The organism is Aliivibrio sp. 1S128 (assembly GCF_001691065.1).
Taxonomy (GTDB): Bacteria; Pseudomonadota; Gammaproteobacteria; order Enterobacterales; family Vibrionaceae; genus Aliivibrio.
The window spans coordinates 135,775-154,218 of record NZ_MAJV01000102.1 but is presented as its reverse complement, the minus strand read 5'-3'; the positions used below and the strand labels follow the sequence as shown (position 1 = coordinate 154,218).

Genomic DNA, 18,444 nt, shown 5'->3' with positions numbered 1-18,444 from the left:
TAATTTTCTTCAGACGAAAAAAAACCAGTCATAATGACTGGCTTAATAATTTGGTTTACTTTAAATCAAGAGATTAGAAGTAGTAGTAACCCGCAGCGAATACGTAAGTTTCTTCTTCGTTGCCTTCACCCATGTCAATGTCTTGACGTACATCGATACCCATGTCCATGTTTTTAGCTAGTGTGTACATAGCTGCAACGTTCATGTAAGACTGGTCAAGATCTTTAAGGTTTTTCTTTTCAACTGTATTAGCAGCATAACCTGCAGCTAATGTTAGATCTTCAGAAAGAGCGTAACCTGCTGACAAGTAGTAACCTGTATTCTTTTTATCAAATGCATTTGTACCAGTAAGGTCATCTGAATCGCCATTTTCAATCCAGAAGTTAGCACCTAGTTTTACTGCACCTAATTTAACATTACCTGTTACAGTTGCTACGTCATAATCAGCATCACTGCGAGTTTCATAACCAGCATAAACGTTGAAAATTTCTTGCTCAATACCAACGTAACCGTTCACACCTTTGTCAGCTGTTACGTGATTATCACCAGTTTCAAAGTAAGATACAGCATAAGCGAAACCGCTTGTTGAACCTTGGAATTTAACTACGTTGAATGCATCAGACGCATCACCAGCAGAAAGACCAAACTCGTATGTGTTATCACCAGCGCCATCGATAGCATCTAATGCTGTATCATTTTCCCAACCGTAAGAAGCAATACCGTAACCAGTATCAAAACCTAACCATGCTTTATCTACATCTGTAGCAGGGTTAGACGCTTGATCTTTATTTGCTCCCCAACCTTTCGTTTCATTGTCAGTTGTATAGTTAAGCATAAAGTCAGTTTCAAAATAACCAACAATACGGTTGTTACGGTAGTTAACAGCAAGAGTTAGACCAGTAGCCCAATCATCATAAAATGCTTTAGTGCCAGTGTCGTAGTAACCACCAACGCCAACAGAACCAGATACTGAGAACTGGTCTTTGTGCATTGAATCAAATGCAAACATGTCTTCGTTTTTGCTGTTTTGGCTGCTTGTATCAACAGCAAATGCTGATGCTGAGATGCTTGCGATTGCAAGTGCTAAAAGAGTCTTTTTCATAATAAGTCCACTGCCTTTTCTTAGAAAGATTTGGAAATCCGATTTCCGGTTCCCTTTATGTTAGAGCGCTACAGTTACATCTAATTGTGCGACTTGTTAGCGTCTCCGTTTCTGGACGCTACTTTGCTAAAGTTTTCTCATTGTGTCAACGCACAAAGTCAAGGAAAGTAAAAATTGATAAATACAAGCAATACAGAGGGTTACAGCGGACATTTTGATTATGTGACGTAGTTCAAACTGGAAAATATAAATAAAAATAAAAATAAACACAGAGAGAATCAACACTTCGCCAGTAAGTCATTAATAATAATAAGCAATAAATGTAAATTAACCTAAATTACCCGAAACACCACTACCAGGGCATTCATATTTATAGATAGAAATTGACAATAATAAATACGACAAAACTAATTATATTTAGTCGTATTTTTTTTCAATCACGAGAGCCACAATAAAGAATTCATAAGAAATGCTAAAAAATAATTGTGACCTTTACCTCACTTTTCAATCAATAAAAAAAACAATGTTAAAAACTCGACACACCAAACAGCTAAATTACATAAAAAAAGAGCAAAAAAAAACCAGTCAAAAGACTGGTTTTAATAATTTAAAAACTTAAATGGTTATACTAGAAGTAGTAATAACCAGCTGCGAATACATAAGTTTCTTCATCAGAAGCACCGGCATCAAGATCCTGACGAATATCAATACCCATATCCATATTCTTAGCTAGTGTGTACATTGCTGCCACGTTCATATAAGAGTAATCAGTCTCTTTCTTTGAAATTTCTTTAGTATTAGCCGCGTAACCTGCTGCTAATGTTAAGTCTTCACTTAATGCATAACCAGCAGATAGGTAATAACCAGTATTCTCTTTATTAGTTAGGTTTTTACCTGTTAGATCATCTGAATCACCATCTTCAATCCAGAAGTTTGCACCAAGTTTAACGGCACCAAGCTTAACGTTACCAGTAACAGTCATTACATCATACTCAGCTTCGTCACGAGTTTCGTAACCAGCATATACATTAAAGATCTCTTGCTCGATACCTACGTAACCATTCACACCTTTATCTGCAGCAACATGATTGTCACCAGTTTCAAAGTAAGAAATACCGTAAGCAAAACCGCTTGTTGAACCTTGGAATTTTACAACATTAAAACCATCAGAAGCGTCACCCGCAGAAGCGCCAAACTCGTAAGTATTATCACCAGCGCCATCTACAGCATCAAGTGCAGTATCATTTTCCCAACCAAAAGAGGCAATACCAAAACCAGTATCAAAACCTAACCATGCTTTATCTACATCAGTCGCAGGACCTGAATACTTATCAGAAGAAGATGCAGCTTTAGCATCAGGGTCAGTTGAGTAGTTCAACATAAAGTCAGTTTCAAAATAACCAACAATACGATTATTACGGTAGTTAACGGCTAAAGTAAGACCTGTTGCCCAATCATCATATATTGCTTTAGATGCAGTATCGTAATAACCACCAACACCTACAGAACCAGACACAGAAAACTGGTCTTTATGCATAGAGTCAAATGCAAACATGTCATCGTTTTTACTGTTTTGGCTGCTTGTATCAACAGCAAAAGCTGAAGTTGAGATGCTTGCTACTGCAAGAGCTAAAAGAGTCTTTTTCATAATAATCCACTGCCTTTTCTTAGAAAGATTGGAAATCCGTTTTCCGGTTCCATGTATTTATGTATTTTTCATTCCGTATCGACCAACGCATCTAACCGTGCGATTAATCCATACTTCGTTAATTCGAGAGCTACTTTGCAAAAAGTTTTAACGCATGTCAAACCCAAACCAAAAGTAATATAAAAATATATAAACACTTAAAATACAACAAGATAACCCCAACCAGCATGAATTTACGTCCTTTAAAATCACAATTAAAAACAAATATATAAATATTTATTTTCCACATTAAAAGAATATAAATCCAAATAACGCAAACTTAGGTATGAAAAATAAGAATAAAAAACCAAAATAAAACGAAAAACAACCAAAATATACAATCTAAAAATTAACATTTACATCTTAAGAGTGCATACATCTCAAAATCGTGACAAAAGTCTCTAATTTATTATATAAGAATCCATTTTTTGCAGGAGATCACATTTAAACAAGCGTGTTACAATGGTTTTTTATATCCATTTGAGTCGACTCATGCTGAACAAAGCTGTTACTGATTGCATTCGCGAAAGCTATAAAACACTGCAAGACCAACTTCCCGGCTTTATACCTCGCCGTGCACAGAACTATTTAGTAGCAGAAATCGCTAAATCACTTGCTGGGGAATATAGTGAAACTCATCGCATGATTGTTGCTGAAGCAGGTACAGGCATTGGTAAATCTTTAGCTTATCTGCTAAGTGCCATCCCTTTCGCTAAACTAAATAATAAAAAAATTGTGATTTCGACAGCAACAGTTGCCTTACAAGAACAATTAGCTCATAAGGATCTTCCTTTTTATCGTCGTATTTCACCATTACCTTTCTCTTTTATTATAGCTAAAGGACGTCAGCGCTATTGTTGCAGCCACAAACTGGCTTTATTAGTAGAAACGAATCATGAAGAAGATAAGCAAACAGCCTTATTTACAGAAAAACCTAAAAAGAAAGATTTAGATCTTTTAAAACGTATGTATAAAGCATTATCTGAGGGTAAGTGGGATGGTGATACCGATAGCTGGCCTAGTACAATTCCATCATCTATTTGGCAATCTATCGTTTCAGATAAATACAGTTGCCATAACGGTTTGCCAATGCACCGTGAATGCCCATTTCAAAAAGCACGTGAACACCTTGATAAAGCTGACGTAGTCATAGCAAATCACAGTCTAGTGATGGCTGATATTGAGCTTGGTGGTGGCGTGGTTTTATCTGAGCCAGAACAGACTATCTATATATTCGATGAGGCTCATCATTTACCACATGTTGCTCGAGAACATTCTGCTGCTGCTGCAAATTTAAAAGGTACCGTGTCTTGGTTAGAATCTTTAAATAAATCTGTCAGTAAATTTTGTAATCTTGCAGACCAAAAACGCGTAAATCGCTTTCAAAATACACTGCATGATAATTTACAAGAGTTAATCCCCTCTTTAAGTCAACTAAGCAAACAATTCGATCCTACCTTATTTAATAATGATGGAATTTACCGCTTTGAGCATGGTGAAATTCCAACTTGGCTTGCAGAGCAATCAAAAGATTTAAAAGAACTATCAACGAAAGCCAATCAAGCTTTAGCGAAGATCAGTGATTTGATTTCTGAACGCATGAAAGATGGGGAACTCGCACCAAGAATGGCAGAACCTGCATTAGCCGAAATGGGATTTTATCTTCAACGATTAGAAAATTTGGCTCAAGTGTGGTTTTTAATGGCAAAACCCAATAGTGATAAAGGAGCCCCACTTGCTCGTTGGTTAGAAAAAAGTAAAGACAGAGAAAGTGACGTTGTAATTAACGTATCTCCTCTTGAAGTAGGTTGGCAGCTAGATCAAAATTTATGGAGCAGAGCCGCGGGTGCAGTAATTGTATCAGCGACTATGCGTGCTCTTAATAGCTATTCTTTTTTCTGTAAGCAAGCTGGTATATCAGAAAAACCAGAGGATGGCGTTCGTTTTCTTTCTTTAGCATCACCATTTAATTACCAAGAAAATGCACAGTTAGTCATTCCAAAATTACCAATAGAACCCTCTGATCCCGGTTTTACAGATTTATTAATTGAAGAGCTGCCTTTTTATTTAGCAGACCAAACATCAAGCTTAGTTTTATTCTCTTCCTATTGGCAAATGAATAAAGTAGCAGAAGGTATTGAAAAAATAGCAAAGAAACACGGATGGAGTTTATTAATTCAAGGGCAAGAATCTCGTCAAGAAATAATTAAAAAACATTCAAAACTTTGTGAATCTAATAAAATTAGTATCTTATTTGGAACCGGGAGTTTTTCTGAAGGGTTAGATTTACCAGGAAACTTGCTCACAAACCTAATAATAACCAAGATACCATTTGGTGTCCCAACCTCCCCAGTTGAAGAGGCTCATTCTGAATACATAGAAAGCAGAGGTGGAAATCCATTTATGCAGATCAGTGTTCCAGAAGCCAGTAAAAAATTGATTCAATCCGTTGGACGTTTACTGCGTAAAGAAGAAGATTCTGGTAGAGTTGTCCTCTTTGATCGCCGAGTAATAACTAAACGTTATGGCAAGGCGCTTTTAGATGCATTACCTCCTTTTAAGAGGGTAATTGAGTAAACCTTTCGCACATTGCGAACCTAAGACTATGCCAATAATTAAATGATTTCTCTATAAAATAGTAGAGATCATGTTATTGGTATTGATATCACTATACCCATTATTATATAAGAGTTGATATGGAATTTCTTGAACCTAGTACCCTAATTGTTTTAGGGTTGGTTGCCTTTATTGCTGGATTTATTGATGCCGTTGCTGGTGGTGGTGGTATGTTAACCGTACCCGCTTTACTTTCAATTGGATTACCACCTCACATTGCTTTAGGTACAAACAAACTTGCAGCTACTTTTGCTTCATCAACGGCGGCTTTAACCTATTTTAAAAAGAAACTATTTGACCCTGGTTTTTGGAAAGCTTCATTTGTTGCCACTCTTTTTGGTGCTACCTTCGGGACATTACTGGTTAATTATATTTCTACCGAATGGTTAGAAAAAGGATTACCCCTAATTATTCTTGCCGCTGCTCTTTATACTATATGGCCTACACGTGTAATATCTGAACAAAATCAATTACCAGAAAAAACACCAACATTAAAAAAACAGCAAGTAATACAAGGCTTAACATTAGGATTCTATGATGGTGTTGCAGGTCCTGGTACTGGTGCCTTTTGGACGGTAAGTAGCATGGCTATGTATCGCCTTAATATCTTATTAGCGTCAGGTTTAGCTAAAGCAATGAATTTCACAAGTAACATTACCTCTTTAGTTACTTTTGCCATTCTGGGGCATATTAACTGGGCGTTAGGTCTTACTATGGGAGTGTGTTTAATGGTCGGTGCATTTATTGGTGCGCATTCCGCGATTCGTTTTGGTTCTAAGTTTATTCGTCCTGTCTTTGTTACTGTTGTGTGTATTTTAGCATTCAAATTGGCTTTAGATGCTTGGTTCTAATTTCACGCTATCACCACTGAGGTTCATATGACAAACTTTAGTTCAATTCAGATCATGCTTGAGCAACTAGGTAAAACAGCCGCAGAAATTGACCGTCGTCGAGGAGAGCAACGATTGCCTTTATTTGATGAACGATTGTTCGGCTGCCGCAGTCGCTATCTTGTCCCTTGTATTAATGAAACAAAAGAAACGTTAAAATCGATACAAAGAGAAGAAAAAGCAAATATTTTAACCGCGCAAAGAGCTGAATATTTAACCCAAATGTTGGTTTCTCAAATTCAAGCCGTTCAACGAGAAGTTGCAACTCAACGTATTCGGTCTAATGAGCCGCGCCCCAAAGGCAGTTATAAGAAACCAATAAGCGATATGTACCAGGACTTAGCGCAGCATCAAGAATGGGATCGCCGATTAACTCAAATGATACGAGAGCAAGAACATGCGGTTAATCAATGTAATTCATTCACTCAACAACAAGGGTTACAAAAAACACTCTTAACGACAGAAAAGCGACTACAACGCTGTAAAGAAGCAATGGTTCGTTTAGAACAACAAATTACTTATCGAGAGCAACATGACTAATCAATCTAAACTTTCTGAGAACACAGATAACACAGAAACCATTATTGAAATAGAAAATAATAGTCCTCTTGATCACGCTCCTGACGACATAAAACTAGCTGTAGATTTAATCTATTTGCTAGAGAATAATAATGTTGATAAACAGACAGCAATTAGCGCACTTGAAATTGTCCTTAATGATTACAAGAAAAAATAAGACAAACGACTCACCAATGAGACAGCTGTTTTTAAATTAATTCTTATGCAAATAAATCTATTTGACTTATTTGCATAAAACTTAGATCTATTTCTCAATTAATTTAACCACGAATTATTCCTCTTTATTATTTCATTTTATCCATTTAATATTTACTTATAAATAGATTGATAATAACAATCAAATCAGTAATAAATAATTATAATGTCACCATATCAATATTGATAAAAAGCTATTTAATGCTTACATCGATTGATATTAGCTAGGGTAAATATGTATTCTTATAATGAAATTCTCTCTGATATATCAGAAGAGGATCGCTTAGGCATAGATCTTACTTATGAGCCTGAGTTTGAAACTATTGAAATCGAAATCAATAAAGCTATCGATCTGTTTGCTACAAGCAAAACGGACTGGCACAGTGTTCACTCTAATTCATTGAATTTACTAACCATTAAAAGTAAAGATTATAGGATTATTTATTGGTTACTACTCTCTTTTAAACACGTCCCATCTTCAGTGACGTTTATTGAGTTTTTATCAACAATTCACAACTTTATCATTAAATATAAAAGTGATATCTATCCAAAAAGAAAAAAACAACAATATTCATCGATTAACAAAATAATCACTCATATTAATAAAGAAACAAAGGACATCATTGACAATATAGTCGACATTGAAATTATTGATAGTTTAACTGACATTTTATTAAAATTAGAAAACTCAATTACCTCTAATTTTGATTCACAAACAGATAATGTCACCCTATTAATAAATCAAGTTAAAAAGCATAAAAAAAGATTAACATCAGGGAAAGAATCAGTACCAAGCGAACAAATAAATACAATCACCAATAATAGTATTAAATCTATAAATACAAGCACTAACCTTTCATTTTCTCAAGACGAAATAACAGATGATCGTAATGCAAATAAAGCATTACGTCATTTACAGGATGTAGCACGCAGCCTTTCAAAATATTGGCTTAATCAAAAAACAAATGATGAAAAAGCATATCAATTAAACCGTACTCTAACCTGGCTAAATATTACTCAAGCTCCATCGAGTGATGGTGATAATGTCACCATGCTCAAGCCTGTACCTCTCGCTAGACAGCAGCATTTTCAGCAATTAAAGAGTGAGGCCAACTACGCGAGTTTACTCATTGAACTTGAAGAGAGTTTATCTAAATCTCCATTCTGGCTAGATGGCCATTTCATGGCATGGGAAAGTTTAATCGAATTAAATCATCATGAAGCAGCTCAATCTATTGTTGATCAACTTTCTTTACTTATGAAAAAAACACCTGGCATCACTTCACTAAAATTTGATGATAATTCTGAATTTGCAAAACCTGATACGCAAGCATGGATTGAGCAAAACTGCCTTCAACATAATCCCCCAACAAAATCCACACCGCACTTTGTTGAAAGCAATACAACAAGTGAATGGGACCTTGTATTAAGAGAAGCTCTTACTTTATTGAAACAAGAACCTTTAAGTGACGTACTCCAGCCTCTTATTACAGGCCACCATCAATCACGCTCTGCTCGTGAAGCCTTTTTTTGGCAATTTTCACAGGCAACCTTGTTATTACAAGCAAAGAAGTACGAGTTAGCAAGTCCTCTTCTTAAGTGGCTTGATACCCAATACTCACATTCTGTATTAAAACACTGGGATCCTTTGCTTGAAGAACGTCTATTAGATCTCTGGCTTTCGTGTCAAAGCAAGCTACCTGTAAAAAAACAAGATACTCAACTCATAACGACTTTACGTGAACGACTCTGTTGCCTAAACCCAATACGAGTAATTAATGACTAAACAGTTTATATAATGAACTGTTCTTAAATTGAAAATCTAGGAGCCCCCATGTCAAAAGATGGATCTGTCGCGCCAAAAGAGCGTGTAAATGTGACATTCAAACCTGCAAAGTCTGATTCAACTGAAGAACTTGAATTGCCACTTAAAGTGATGGTACTTGGTGATTTCACTCTCCAACAAGACGATCGTCAACTTGAAGACAGAAAGCCATTCAATGTGGATAAAAGCAACTTTAACGATGTCATTGAAAAACAGAACCTAAACATCTCTTTTGGTGTAAAAAACCAACTCCAAGATGGCGAAGGGCCTGAGAAAATTTCTGTCGATCTTTCATTCAAAAAAATCAATGACTTTGATCCTGCAAGTATCGTTGAGCAAGTGCCTGAACTAAAAGGTCTGATGGATTTGCGTGAAGCTTTAGTCTCTTTAAAAGGTCCACTAGGAAATGCACCTTCATTTAGAAAAGCAATTGAAGACGCTCTCGTTGATGAAAATGCACGAGAAAAGCTACTGAGCGAATTAGGTTTAACAAAGGAAAAGGAATAATCAATGTCCGATATAAGCGCAGTACAAGAAGTTCAACCTGAAATCACGGTTGGTCTTCTTGACCAAATCGTTGCTCAAACCAATTTAACACCAGAAGATGAAACCTATGGCATTGCTAAACGCGGCGTCAGTGCTTTTATTGAAGAGCTATTAAAACCAAAAAACCAAGAAGAGCCTGTAAAAAAAGCATTAATCGATAAAATGATCACTGAAATTGATCAACAATTAAGTAAGCAAGTTGATGAAATTTTACACCATGAATCATTTCAACAATTAGAATCAGCATGGCGTGGCTTAAAATTACTCGTTGATAGAACTGATTTCCGTGAAAACATTAAAATTGAAGTTATTAGTATTTCAAAAAATGATTTATTAGAGGATTTTGAAGATGCCTCAGATATTACCCAATCTGGTTTGTATAAGCATGTTTATACTAACGAATTTGGTACATTTGGTGGCCAACCGGTTGGTGCTATTATTGGTAATTACCACTTTGGTCCTTCTGCTCCCGATATTAAAAATCTTCAAAATTTAGCGTCTGTAGCAGCCATGGCTCATGCGCCGTTTATTTCTGCTGCTGGTCCTAAATTTTTCGGTCTAGACTCTTTCGAAGGCTTACCTGACCTCAAAGATTTAAACGACCATTTTGAGAGCCCACAATATACAAAATGGCAAAAATTCCGTGAACAAGAAGATTCTCGCTTTGTAGGTTTAACCCTTCCAAGATTCCTGCTACGTCAACCTTACGACCCTGAAGGTAATCCAGTCAAAACATTTAATTATCATGAAAATGTTTCTGCCACTCATGAAAATTATTTATGGGGTAATACTGCTTTCACAATGGCGACTCGTATTACAGAAAGTTTTGCTAACTTCCGTTGGTGTCCAAATATCATTGGTCCACAATCTGGTGGGGCTGTTGAAGATTTACCTCTACATCATTTTGAAAGTATGGGTGATATTGAAACAAAAATCCCAACAGAAGTACTCGTTTCAGACCGTCGTGAATATGAGTTAGCCGAAGAAGGCTTTATCGCTTTAACCATGCGTAAAGGCTCTGATAATGCAGCGTTTTTCTCTGCAAATTCAGTTCAAAAAACAAAGTTTTTTGGTAACAGTGAAGAAGGAAGAAATAAGGAACTTAATTATCGCTTAGGTACGCAACTTCCTTATATATTTATCATCAGTCGCCTTGCACATTACATAAAAGTATTACAGCGTGAACAAATTGGTAGTTGGAAAGAAAGAACCGATTTAGAGCAAGAATTAAATTCTTGGATAAGACAATACATCGCAGACCAAGAAAATCCACCCGCAGAGGTTCGTAGTCGACGCCCTCTTCGTGCGGCAAACATTGAAGTTTGCGATGTAGAAGGAAGCCCTGGTTGGTACAGAGTTAACCTATCAGTTCGCCCCCACTTTAAATATATGGGGTCAGACTTTACGCTCTCATTAGTTGGCAAGTTAGACCAAGAGTAATGCTTACTCCACTCTGCGTTGACTCCAATAATGACGTCAGCGCAGATGTTTTACAAAACATAACCACGATCCTATTTTCTCGAACGATATATTTAAGGGACTAACAAAACATGGCTGCACAACGATTATTTGAACGGCTATTAACAGGAATAACACGGAACAATGCTGTTGTTAAGCCTAGTGACATAACGGAATCAATTCGATCTCATGTCTCGCAATTGCTATCAACCAGACAAGGAGACGCTCTTATTTGTCCTGACTTAGGTTTACCAGATCTTAATATGTCTCACATGACTCCTCACGATGCGATCATTCATGTAAAAAGAGAGGTAGAGCGAGTGATTCAGTGTTATGAAACCCGTCTTACGAATATTAAAGTCAATTATCTAGGTGATATTTATAGCCCTCTTCACCTTTATTTTGATGTTCAAGGTGACGTCATATTGAATGGCCAGAGTGTTCCTATCTCATTTACAACTCATGCAAAAACTAGCGGACAACAATCAGCTAATAGAAATATGCAAGGTGCTGCATGAGTTTTAATCAATATTACCAATCTGAGCTAGTTGCTCTACGAGAGCTAGGTAAATCTTTTTCGGAAGAAAACCCCGCCTTAGCCCCTTTTCTTGGTCAAGAAGGTCTTGACCCTGATATTGAGCGCTTATTTGAAGGTTTTGCTTTTTTAGTCGGACGCCTACATCAGCGCTTAGATAATCAATTACCAGAATTAACTCATTCACTAATGCGGTTACTTTGGCCTAATTATGTTCAAGCTATCCCTGCAATGAGTACATTAAAGTTTACTCCGGCTAGTGAATTAACTCAAAAAACACACATAGCTAAAGGGACGGAGGTATTAAGCCAATCTATTGATGGTATTCAATGTCAATTCAAAACCTGTTATGACATCGATATATATCCTATTTCTATAGAATCTTCATCTTTTACTGCAAATGGTCATGGGGGGATATATCAACTTAGACTAGAGCTGTCGTCTGGTGTTCATCTTCACTCATTAGATATGTCAAAACTGAAAGTCCATTTTAATGGTGATAAAGCAAGCTGCCTTTCTTTAATAATGGCCCTAAGATCTGCAACCACTCAAGCTGAATTTTGTGCATTAAATAATGAACAAGAAATTATTAACCGAGGTACTTTCCCAATAGAGAGTATTCAAGCTGTAGGTTTTTCCACTGAACAAAACCTATTCGATTACCCACTCAATACTTTTGAAGGTTATCGTCACATACAAGAGTTTTTTTGTTATCCCGAAAAATATTACTACATTGACTTAACTGAGTTGCCTGTTTGGCCAGCTTCGTTTAGTGAAGGTTGTAAATATATCGATCTCAAATTCACACTAGCTAATATTACTCAGCAACCTTTTTATGCTAATCGTGTACAACCAGAATTATTTTGCACACCTATTGTCAATTCATTTAAAACAGACACGCAACCACTCTTATTAACACATCGTAAAGACCAGTATAAAATTACACCAGCATCACTAACCGATAATCAAAGTACTATTTTATCAATCGAAGAAGTTCATGGTTGGAACCCTGGCCAAAAAGGACGTATTGATTTTTATCATTTCGAATCCTTTGAACATAATGATTCAAATAAACATTCAAATTACTACAGCATCCGACAAGAAAAGAACATTGTTACTGGGCATTTTGATACCTATTTATCATTTCGTTCTCAGTATACATTTACTAATAACATAACAGTATCTCTTGGGGTAACGGCTTGTAATGGTCCTTTAGCACAACGTTTAGCTATTGATTCTATAACCCAAACGACATCGCAAACCGCAGGTTCTGTAACCTTTACTAACATTCGCACCGTAACACCTTGCTACACACCGCCAATTGAGAAAGATGGCTTGTGGTCTTTAATTTCTAATATGTCTTTAAACTACCTATCATTAACAAAACCTGAAGCTTTTAAACGTATTTTATCTGCATACGATTTTGCAGGCCAACAGGATGATGCGAAAGGGAAAAAACACCAGAGACTAATTGATGGTATTGAAAACATAACAACTAAACCTAGCGATATGCTTTATCAAGGTGCTCCTGTCCGAGCAATGAATACCCATTTAAAACTCAATAGTAAAAACTTTTTATGTGAAGGTGAGTTGTATTTATTTGCGAGTGTCATTAATGAATTTCTTTCTCTTTATACGAGCATGAATTCATTTAATCAGTTAAATGTAACAAGTACCGATGGAGGAGACTATTCATGGCAACCAAGAATGGGGCAACAACCTCTAATCTAATAACGCCGGTCTCTTCTCTTGTAGAAACACTGGAAATCTCCATTGAGTTCATCGGTCATTTATCTTTAATGAAAGCGTTAGATCATGTATGTCATCAATTAAGCCTACATTACGATTATTCTCATGATCAGGCTTATGAACGCATTCAATTTATAGCGAATGCGTCACAAGGGTTTGCCGCTCGAGAGATTCAAACAATATCAATCTGCATCGATGGTAATGGCTTACCAAAAGTTATCATGTCCTTAAATATGTTGTCATTAATCGGGGCGTCTTCGCCTTTACCGCATTATTACAATGATTATTTATTACAAGATGAAAATAATATTCTGAAACCTTTTTTAGATATTTTCCACCATCGTCTTCATCGCCTTATCCGAACCGTATGGCAAAAATATCGTTACAATGCCGCGTTTAGAGAGGGGGCTAACGACCCTTTCTCTCAACATATTTTTGCATTACTCGGCTTAAAAGAAGAAGAACTTCGAGAAGATAAATCAATAAACTGGTCACGTCTCTTCCCTTATTTAGGGTTGCTTAGTCAACGAGTTCGGTCCGCAAATACCATTGAAGCGTTATTACGATACTACTTCCAACATTCCGATATTTATATCGAGGAATGTATTTTGCGTCATTGCCAAATCCCAACGACACAACTCTGTGCTTTAGGACAAGCAAACGCTTCATTATCCACTAGCTCGGTGTTAGGTGATAGCGCCCCCGACCGTGCTAACAAGTTCCGAATCCATATTACGCAGTTAACTTGGGAACATTTTCATTCATTTTTAATCGATAAACCGAATTGGATTACGCTAAATAGATTGGTTCAATTTACCATTAAAGATCCACTCGACTTTGATATTCAGCTTCATTTAAAAAACGGAGAACCCCGTCCATTAACACTATCAGACAGCAATGAATGCTGCTTAGGTTGGACGAGTTGGCTAGGTTCAAGTGCAAATGAAGGCCGTATTACACTTTCAGGAAAAGCATCATGATTAACGTAGAATTATCTCAACTTATAAAAACCTTAGATAAAGAATCTCATTTAGCATTAGAACAAGCAGCTCAACTCTGCGTAGTTCGAGGTGGTAACGAAGTTCTTTGTGAAGACTTTATTCTAGCCGCCCTCAATAACTCTCAAAGTTTTTGGAACAAAGTCTGCCTGCAATATCAAGTATCTACTGAACGTTTAATTGAAGCATTACAGCACGGTAGAAAAAGTACGGCTTCTGAAAGTAATCACCCCGTACTGTCTACTGCCTTAATTGAGTGGTTACAAGAAAGCTATTTATATTCAAGATTAGAAATGCAATTACCTGAAGTTCTTGCTGCTAACCTATTATTAACGTTGCTATCTCACCCAAATAAATATGGCCACACCCCCTATTATCGTGAATTAAGTGTGATACCTGTTACATCGTTAAAACAACAAGTAGAAGGCTTAATTTCTTCAACAGAAAAAAGTAGTAATACAAATCAAGAACACCAAAGTGCTCTTGAATCTTACACAACAAATTACACTCAATTAGCCAAAGAAAATAAAATAGATCCCGTCTTATGCCGAGACAGTGAAATCAGGCAAATGATCGATATCTTAGCTCGCCGTCGTAAAAATAACCCAATGATTGTCGGTGAAGCCGGAGTCGGAAAAACAGCACTTGTAGAAGGCTTGGCACTGAAGATTGCACATGGTGAAGTTCCTGAATTATTAGAAAATGTCGCCTTACTGTCTCTCGATTTAGGGTTATTACAAGCAGGAGCGAGTATAAAGGGTGAATTTGAACGTCGTCTAAATTCAGTAATTAAGGCCGTACAAGAAAGCACAACACCTATCATACTTTTCATTGATGAAGCTCACACTCTTATCGGTGCTGGTGGACAAGCTGGGAGTAATGACGCAGCAAATCTATTAAAACCGGCTCTTGCTCGTGGAGAGCTTCGTACGATTGGAGCTACCACATGGTCAGAATATAAAAAACACATAGAAAAAGATCCCGCATTAGCTCGACGATTCCAACCAGTGAAGGTTAATGAACCAAGCGTTGAGCAAGCCGTGACTATTTTGCGTGGATTAGCTGAATGCTATGAAGAAAGTCACGGTGTGTATGTCCGAGATGATGCCATCATTGCCGCAGCTGAATTGTCAGCTCGATACATTAGTGGTCGACAACTTCCAGATAAAGCGATAGATCTTCTGGACACCGCTTGCGCTAGAGTAAAAATAAATCTCAAAGCAAAACCTGAATCACTCGAAGCCCTTTTACATAAGATTGCAATCACTCAGCGTGAACTCGATTGCGTTGTGAGAGATCAACAAGCAGGGATCTCTATTGATGTAAAACTTATCTCTAATCTTAGATCTCTACTTGCAGATACTCACTTAGAAGCAAATGTTTTAGAACAGCAATGGTTAACCCAAAAAGAATTGGCTGAAGCTTTATTAACATCAAGAATCGATATAGCACGCACCTCTAATGACAAAGAGCGAGAACGGTTAGTGTGTAATCAACAAAACATTTACCAACAACTTCTCACGGCACAAGAATCTGGTTCTTTAGTTAATTACGAAACATGCCCTTCTCTTGTAGCTGAAGTCGTCTCTCATTGGACTGGTATTCCAATGAGCACCTTAGAGCGCGGGCAAGCAACTCAAGTATTGAGCATTAAAGTGCAGCTTAAAGAACAAATTAAGGGACAAGATCAAGCGGTTATTGCTTTAGAAAAAGCCATTCAAGCAACAGCTGCTGGCTTAAATAATCCAAATGCGCCTACCGGTGTGTTTTTATTTGTAGGCCCAAGCGGCGTTGGTAAAACACAAACCGCACAAGCAATTGCAGATCTAATGTATGGGGGCGAGCAATTTCTTACTACTATTAACATGTCTGAATTTCAAGAAAAACACACCGTATCTCGTTTAATTGGTTCTCCTCCTGGTTATGTCGGTTATGGAGAAGGCGGAGTATTAACCGAAGCTGTCCGTCAAAGACCTTATTCCGTTATTTTATTAGATGAAGTCGAAAAAGCAGACCCTGAAGTGATGAATATTTTTTATCAAATTTTTGATAAAGGTACAGCAAACGATGGTGAAGGTCGTGAAATAAACTTCAGACAAACCTTAATTATTATGACGTCTAACCTTGCATCAGATCATATTGAAGCGCTTTGCAATCAAGAAGAAAAACCAACAGTCGAGGATCTCACAAAAGCAATTCGTCCAACATTAAATCAATATTTTAAACCCGCATTAGTTGGCAGAATGAGTGTAGTACCCTTTTTCCCATTAGATATGGAAAGCATGGAAGATCTTGTAACTATTCGGTTGGAACAACTTAAAATACAACTAGATAAACAACATATACTACTCACTTATAACGAAAATATAATTCAGCACATTGCCAAAAGTTGCACGCTGACCGAAACCGGTGCAAGAAACATAGATGCCATTATTAATAACCAATTAAAGCCAGCATTCTCCTCTCAGATTCTATTAGCATTAGCTCGAAAAGAACCTCTAAGTAATATATCGCTCAATATCGATGACGATGGTCACGTGTTTTGTGAGTTTGGGGAATAGCGATGCAAAAACATGTAAATAACACAACCAATAACCAGCACAACGACCTAGGTGAATTTACCCAGTGTTGGTTATCAGGGGTCCTCAAGCACAGTGGCGCTCAAAAAGTAATTTGTTTCTTATCTCAAGTGTCGGGAACTCAGCTATTTAAAATGGCAGAAGGACAAACTCAACGTAATCAAAAACACATGATTAATCTCACTTATTTAGATCATAATCAAACCAAAAATAAAAACCTTAATACTGATTACCGTGAGTTCAATACCTTAACGCTTTGCATGACAGAAGGTCGTAATTTTAACCTTCACTTTAGCCAATGCAGTGAAGATATTAAGGATTTACTCTTTGAACAATCTGACCATTATTTATTAACAGATGGTGAAGTAGAATTCGTGCCACTAAAAAATACCCAACAACGAGTCTCTGGTGTATTAATGTTCTATTATCCAAACTTTACGTCATATAAAAAAAGTGACCGACAAACAATACATACACTAAATTCACTGGCAGTAGATCGCCTAACATCAACATTAAAAAAACAGCATATTTCTTTAGAGAAAATACTAACTCCCAATAATGACGGCAACCACATACCTTCGGATTTAAATATCATTGGTAATAGCCAAGCGATAAAAACAGTTCGCTTAACTATTTCTAAAGCATTACATATAAACCGCAATGTTTTAGTTACGGGTGAAACGGGTAGTGGTAAAGAACTAATAGCTAAAGCAATTCACCAATTCGGTAATCGCAGAAATGAACCCTATGTAATTCAAAACTGCGCCTCAATACCTGAACATTTATTAGAAAGTGAATTATTTGGGTACCAAAAAGGGGCATTTACTGGTGCAGATAGAGATTATATTGGCTTAATACGTTCAGCAGATAAAGGCATTTTATTTCTAGATGAAATTGGTGATATGCCAAGTTCATTACAAGCAAAACTCCTTAGGGTATTAGAAGAAAAAAAGGTCCGCCCTCTTGGGTCCACAACTCTTTACGATGTTGATGTGAAAATCATTTCAGCTACTCACCAAGCACTAATAAAGAAAATAGAACAAGGTGAATTTCGTCAAGACCTCTATTTCCGTTTAGCTCAATTTACAATTCCACTCCCAGCATTGAGAGAAAGAGAAGGTGATGTGGCATTACTGAGCCATTTTTTTGCTGATAATTACGCCCAGGAACAACATCAATCAACCCCTGAGTTAACTAAAGATTTTATTGATTATCTTGTTGAGTACTCTTTTCCTGGCAATGTTAGAGAACTAAAAAACATTATTGAACGTTGTTGTATGGAAGCACCCGACACTCGAAAATTAGATAAGGTCATTATCATTCAAGTCTTAAATGAACTCATGATGATGACCCCAAAAACAAAAGACAATAACCCACAAATAGGCAGTCTTTCTTCTCAAATAGAGCAATTTGAAAAAACGGTATTAGTGGCTTATTTAGAAAGGCACCAAGGACACCTACAGACTATCGCAAATCGATTAGAGCTTTCAAAAGGCTCACTCGATTATCGACTAAGAAAATTTAACTTATCCGCCAAGGAATGGAGATATTAAGCATGTTGTTACGCTTCTCACTGCTCATTATGACCTTACTGCTTTCTGCATGCAGTAATTACGATGATTACCGTCCTGTTGGCGAACCTGAGCCACAAGAACAAACCACTTTAATTTCAGAGGAGGAATAAC

At 36.8% G+C, this 18,444-nt stretch carries 15 protein-coding genes; 13 read left to right on the top strand and 2 right to left on the bottom strand.

Annotated features, from left to right (window positions below):
* Nucleotides 1-73: 73 nt before the first annotated feature.
* Together A6E03_RS12565 and A6E03_RS12560 are read right to left on the bottom strand one after the other, a co-directional pair.
* Complete coding sequence (locus A6E03_RS12565) at nucleotides 74-1,102, bottom strand: porin (RefSeq protein ID WP_065600975.1); 1,029 nt, start codon at nucleotides 1,100-1,102, stop codon at nucleotides 74-76.
* A 628-nt stretch (nucleotides 1,103-1,730) separates the two neighbouring features.
* Nucleotides 1,731-2,750, bottom strand: coding sequence for a porin (locus tag A6E03_RS12560; protein WP_065591624.1), 1,020 nt, complete (start codon nucleotides 2,748-2,750; stop codon nucleotides 1,731-1,733).
* A 531-nt stretch (nucleotides 2,751-3,281) separates the two neighbouring features.
* Between A6E03_RS12560 and dinG the strand changes: the two genes are divergently transcribed.
* The 13 genes from dinG (at nucleotide 3,282) to A6E03_RS20490 (ending at nucleotide 18,443) form a co-directional block, all read left to right on the top strand.
* The gene (gene dinG / locus A6E03_RS12555; RefSeq protein WP_065600974.1) at nucleotides 3,282-5,366 is read left to right on the top strand and encodes an ATP-dependent DNA helicase DinG; all 2,085 of its coding nucleotides are present in this window, start codon (nucleotides 3,282-3,284) and stop codon (nucleotides 5,364-5,366) included.
* Between the two features lie 119 nt (nucleotides 5,367-5,485).
* Nucleotides 5,486-6,256: a TSUP family transporter gene (locus tag A6E03_RS12550; RefSeq protein ID WP_065591622.1), complete on the top strand. Its 771-nt coding sequence runs from the start codon at nucleotides 5,486-5,488 to the stop codon at nucleotides 6,254-6,256.
* Between the two features lie 27 nt (nucleotides 6,257-6,283).
* Nucleotides 6,284-6,835, top strand: coding sequence for a primosomal replication protein (locus A6E03_RS12545; protein ID WP_065591621.1), 552 nt, complete (start codon nucleotides 6,284-6,286; stop codon nucleotides 6,833-6,835).
* Nucleotides 6,836-6,878: 43 nt separating this feature from the next.
* On the top strand, nucleotides 6,879-7,031 hold the full coding sequence (rsmS, locus tag A6E03_RS12540) for a pleiotropic regulatory protein RsmS (protein ID WP_255310643.1): 153 nt from the start codon (nucleotides 6,879-6,881) through the stop codon (nucleotides 7,029-7,031).
* A gap of 273 nt (nucleotides 7,032-7,304) precedes the next feature.
* The gene (gene tssA / locus A6E03_RS12535) at nucleotides 7,305-8,855 is read left to right on the top strand and encodes a type VI secretion system protein TssA (protein ID WP_065591619.1); all 1,551 of its coding nucleotides are present in this window, start codon (nucleotides 7,305-7,307) and stop codon (nucleotides 8,853-8,855) included.
* A 48-nt stretch (nucleotides 8,856-8,903) separates the two neighbouring features.
* Nucleotides 8,904-9,401 (top strand): type VI secretion system contractile sheath small subunit, encoded by a 498-nt coding sequence (gene tssB / locus A6E03_RS12530; protein WP_065591618.1) that lies wholly within the window; start codon nucleotides 8,904-8,906, stop codon nucleotides 9,399-9,401.
* Between the two features lie 3 nt (nucleotides 9,402-9,404).
* Complete coding sequence (tssC, locus tag A6E03_RS12525; RefSeq protein WP_065600973.1) at nucleotides 9,405-10,880, top strand: type VI secretion system contractile sheath large subunit; 1,476 nt, start codon at nucleotides 9,405-9,407, stop codon at nucleotides 10,878-10,880.
* Nucleotides 10,881-10,990: 110 nt separating this feature from the next.
* Nucleotides 10,991-11,416 (top strand): type VI secretion system baseplate subunit TssE, encoded by a 426-nt coding sequence (tssE, locus tag A6E03_RS12520; RefSeq protein WP_065591616.1) that lies wholly within the window; start codon nucleotides 10,991-10,993, stop codon nucleotides 11,414-11,416.
* Entirely contained in the window at nucleotides 11,413-13,164 is a 1,752-nt protein-coding gene (tssF, locus tag A6E03_RS12515; protein ID WP_065600972.1) for a type VI secretion system baseplate subunit TssF, read from the top strand. The genes tssE and tssF overlap by 4 nt, the downstream gene beginning before the upstream one ends.
* On the top strand, nucleotides 13,128-14,162 hold the full coding sequence (tssG, locus tag A6E03_RS12510; protein ID WP_065591614.1) for a type VI secretion system baseplate subunit TssG: 1,035 nt from the start codon (nucleotides 13,128-13,130) through the stop codon (nucleotides 14,160-14,162). The genes tssF and tssG overlap by 37 nt, the downstream gene beginning before the upstream one ends.
* Nucleotides 14,159-16,741 carry a type VI secretion system ATPase TssH gene (tssH, locus tag A6E03_RS12505; protein ID WP_065600971.1) on the top strand — a complete coding sequence of 861 codons (2,583 nt, stop codon included), beginning with the start codon at nucleotides 14,159-14,161 and terminating at the stop codon, nucleotides 16,739-16,741. Before tssG ends, tssH begins: the two co-directional genes overlap by 4 nt.
* Before the next feature lie 2 nt (nucleotides 16,742-16,743).
* Complete coding sequence (locus A6E03_RS12500; RefSeq protein ID WP_065600970.1) at nucleotides 16,744-18,312, top strand: sigma-54-dependent Fis family transcriptional regulator; 1,569 nt, start codon at nucleotides 16,744-16,746, stop codon at nucleotides 18,310-18,312.
* Nucleotides 18,313-18,314: 2 nt separating this feature from the next.
* On the top strand, nucleotides 18,315-18,443 hold the full coding sequence (locus A6E03_RS20490; RefSeq protein WP_141676874.1) for a hypothetical protein: 129 nt from the start codon (nucleotides 18,315-18,317) through the stop codon (nucleotides 18,441-18,443).
* Nucleotide 18,444: the final 1 nt, after the last annotated feature.

Coding starts and splice junctions, on each gene's coding strand:
- A6E03_RS12565 (WP_065600975.1), bottom strand. CDS start 1,102: ATGAAAAAGACTCTTTTAGCACTTGCAATCGCAAGCATCTCAGCATCA.
- A6E03_RS12560 (WP_065591624.1), bottom strand. CDS start 2,750: ATGAAAAAGACTCTTTTAGCTCTTGCAGTAGCAAGCATCTCAACTTCA.
- dinG (WP_065600974.1), top strand. CDS start 3,282: ATGCTGAACAAAGCTGTTACTGATTGCATTCGCGAAAGCTATAAAACA.
- A6E03_RS12550 (WP_065591622.1), top strand. CDS start 5,486: ATGGAATTTCTTGAACCTAGTACCCTAATTGTTTTAGGGTTGGTTGCC.
- A6E03_RS12545 (WP_065591621.1), top strand. CDS start 6,284: ATGACAAACTTTAGTTCAATTCAGATCATGCTTGAGCAACTAGGTAAA.
- tssA (WP_065591619.1), top strand. CDS start 7,305: ATGTATTCTTATAATGAAATTCTCTCTGATATATCAGAAGAGGATCGC.
- tssB (WP_065591618.1), top strand. CDS start 8,904: ATGTCAAAAGATGGATCTGTCGCGCCAAAAGAGCGTGTAAATGTGACA.
- tssC (WP_065600973.1), top strand. CDS start 9,405: ATGTCCGATATAAGCGCAGTACAAGAAGTTCAACCTGAAATCACGGTT.
- tssE (WP_065591616.1), top strand. CDS start 10,991: ATGGCTGCACAACGATTATTTGAACGGCTATTAACAGGAATAACACGG.
- tssF (WP_065600972.1), top strand. CDS start 11,413: ATGAGTTTTAATCAATATTACCAATCTGAGCTAGTTGCTCTACGAGAG.
- tssG (WP_065591614.1), top strand. CDS start 13,128: ATGGCAACCAAGAATGGGGCAACAACCTCTAATCTAATAACGCCGGTC.
- tssH (WP_065600971.1), top strand. CDS start 14,159: ATGATTAACGTAGAATTATCTCAACTTATAAAAACCTTAGATAAAGAA.
- A6E03_RS12500 (WP_065600970.1), top strand. CDS start 16,744: ATGCAAAAACATGTAAATAACACAACCAATAACCAGCACAACGACCTA.
- A6E03_RS20490 (WP_141676874.1), top strand. CDS start 18,315: ATGTTGTTACGCTTCTCACTGCTCATTATGACCTTACTGCTTTCTGCA.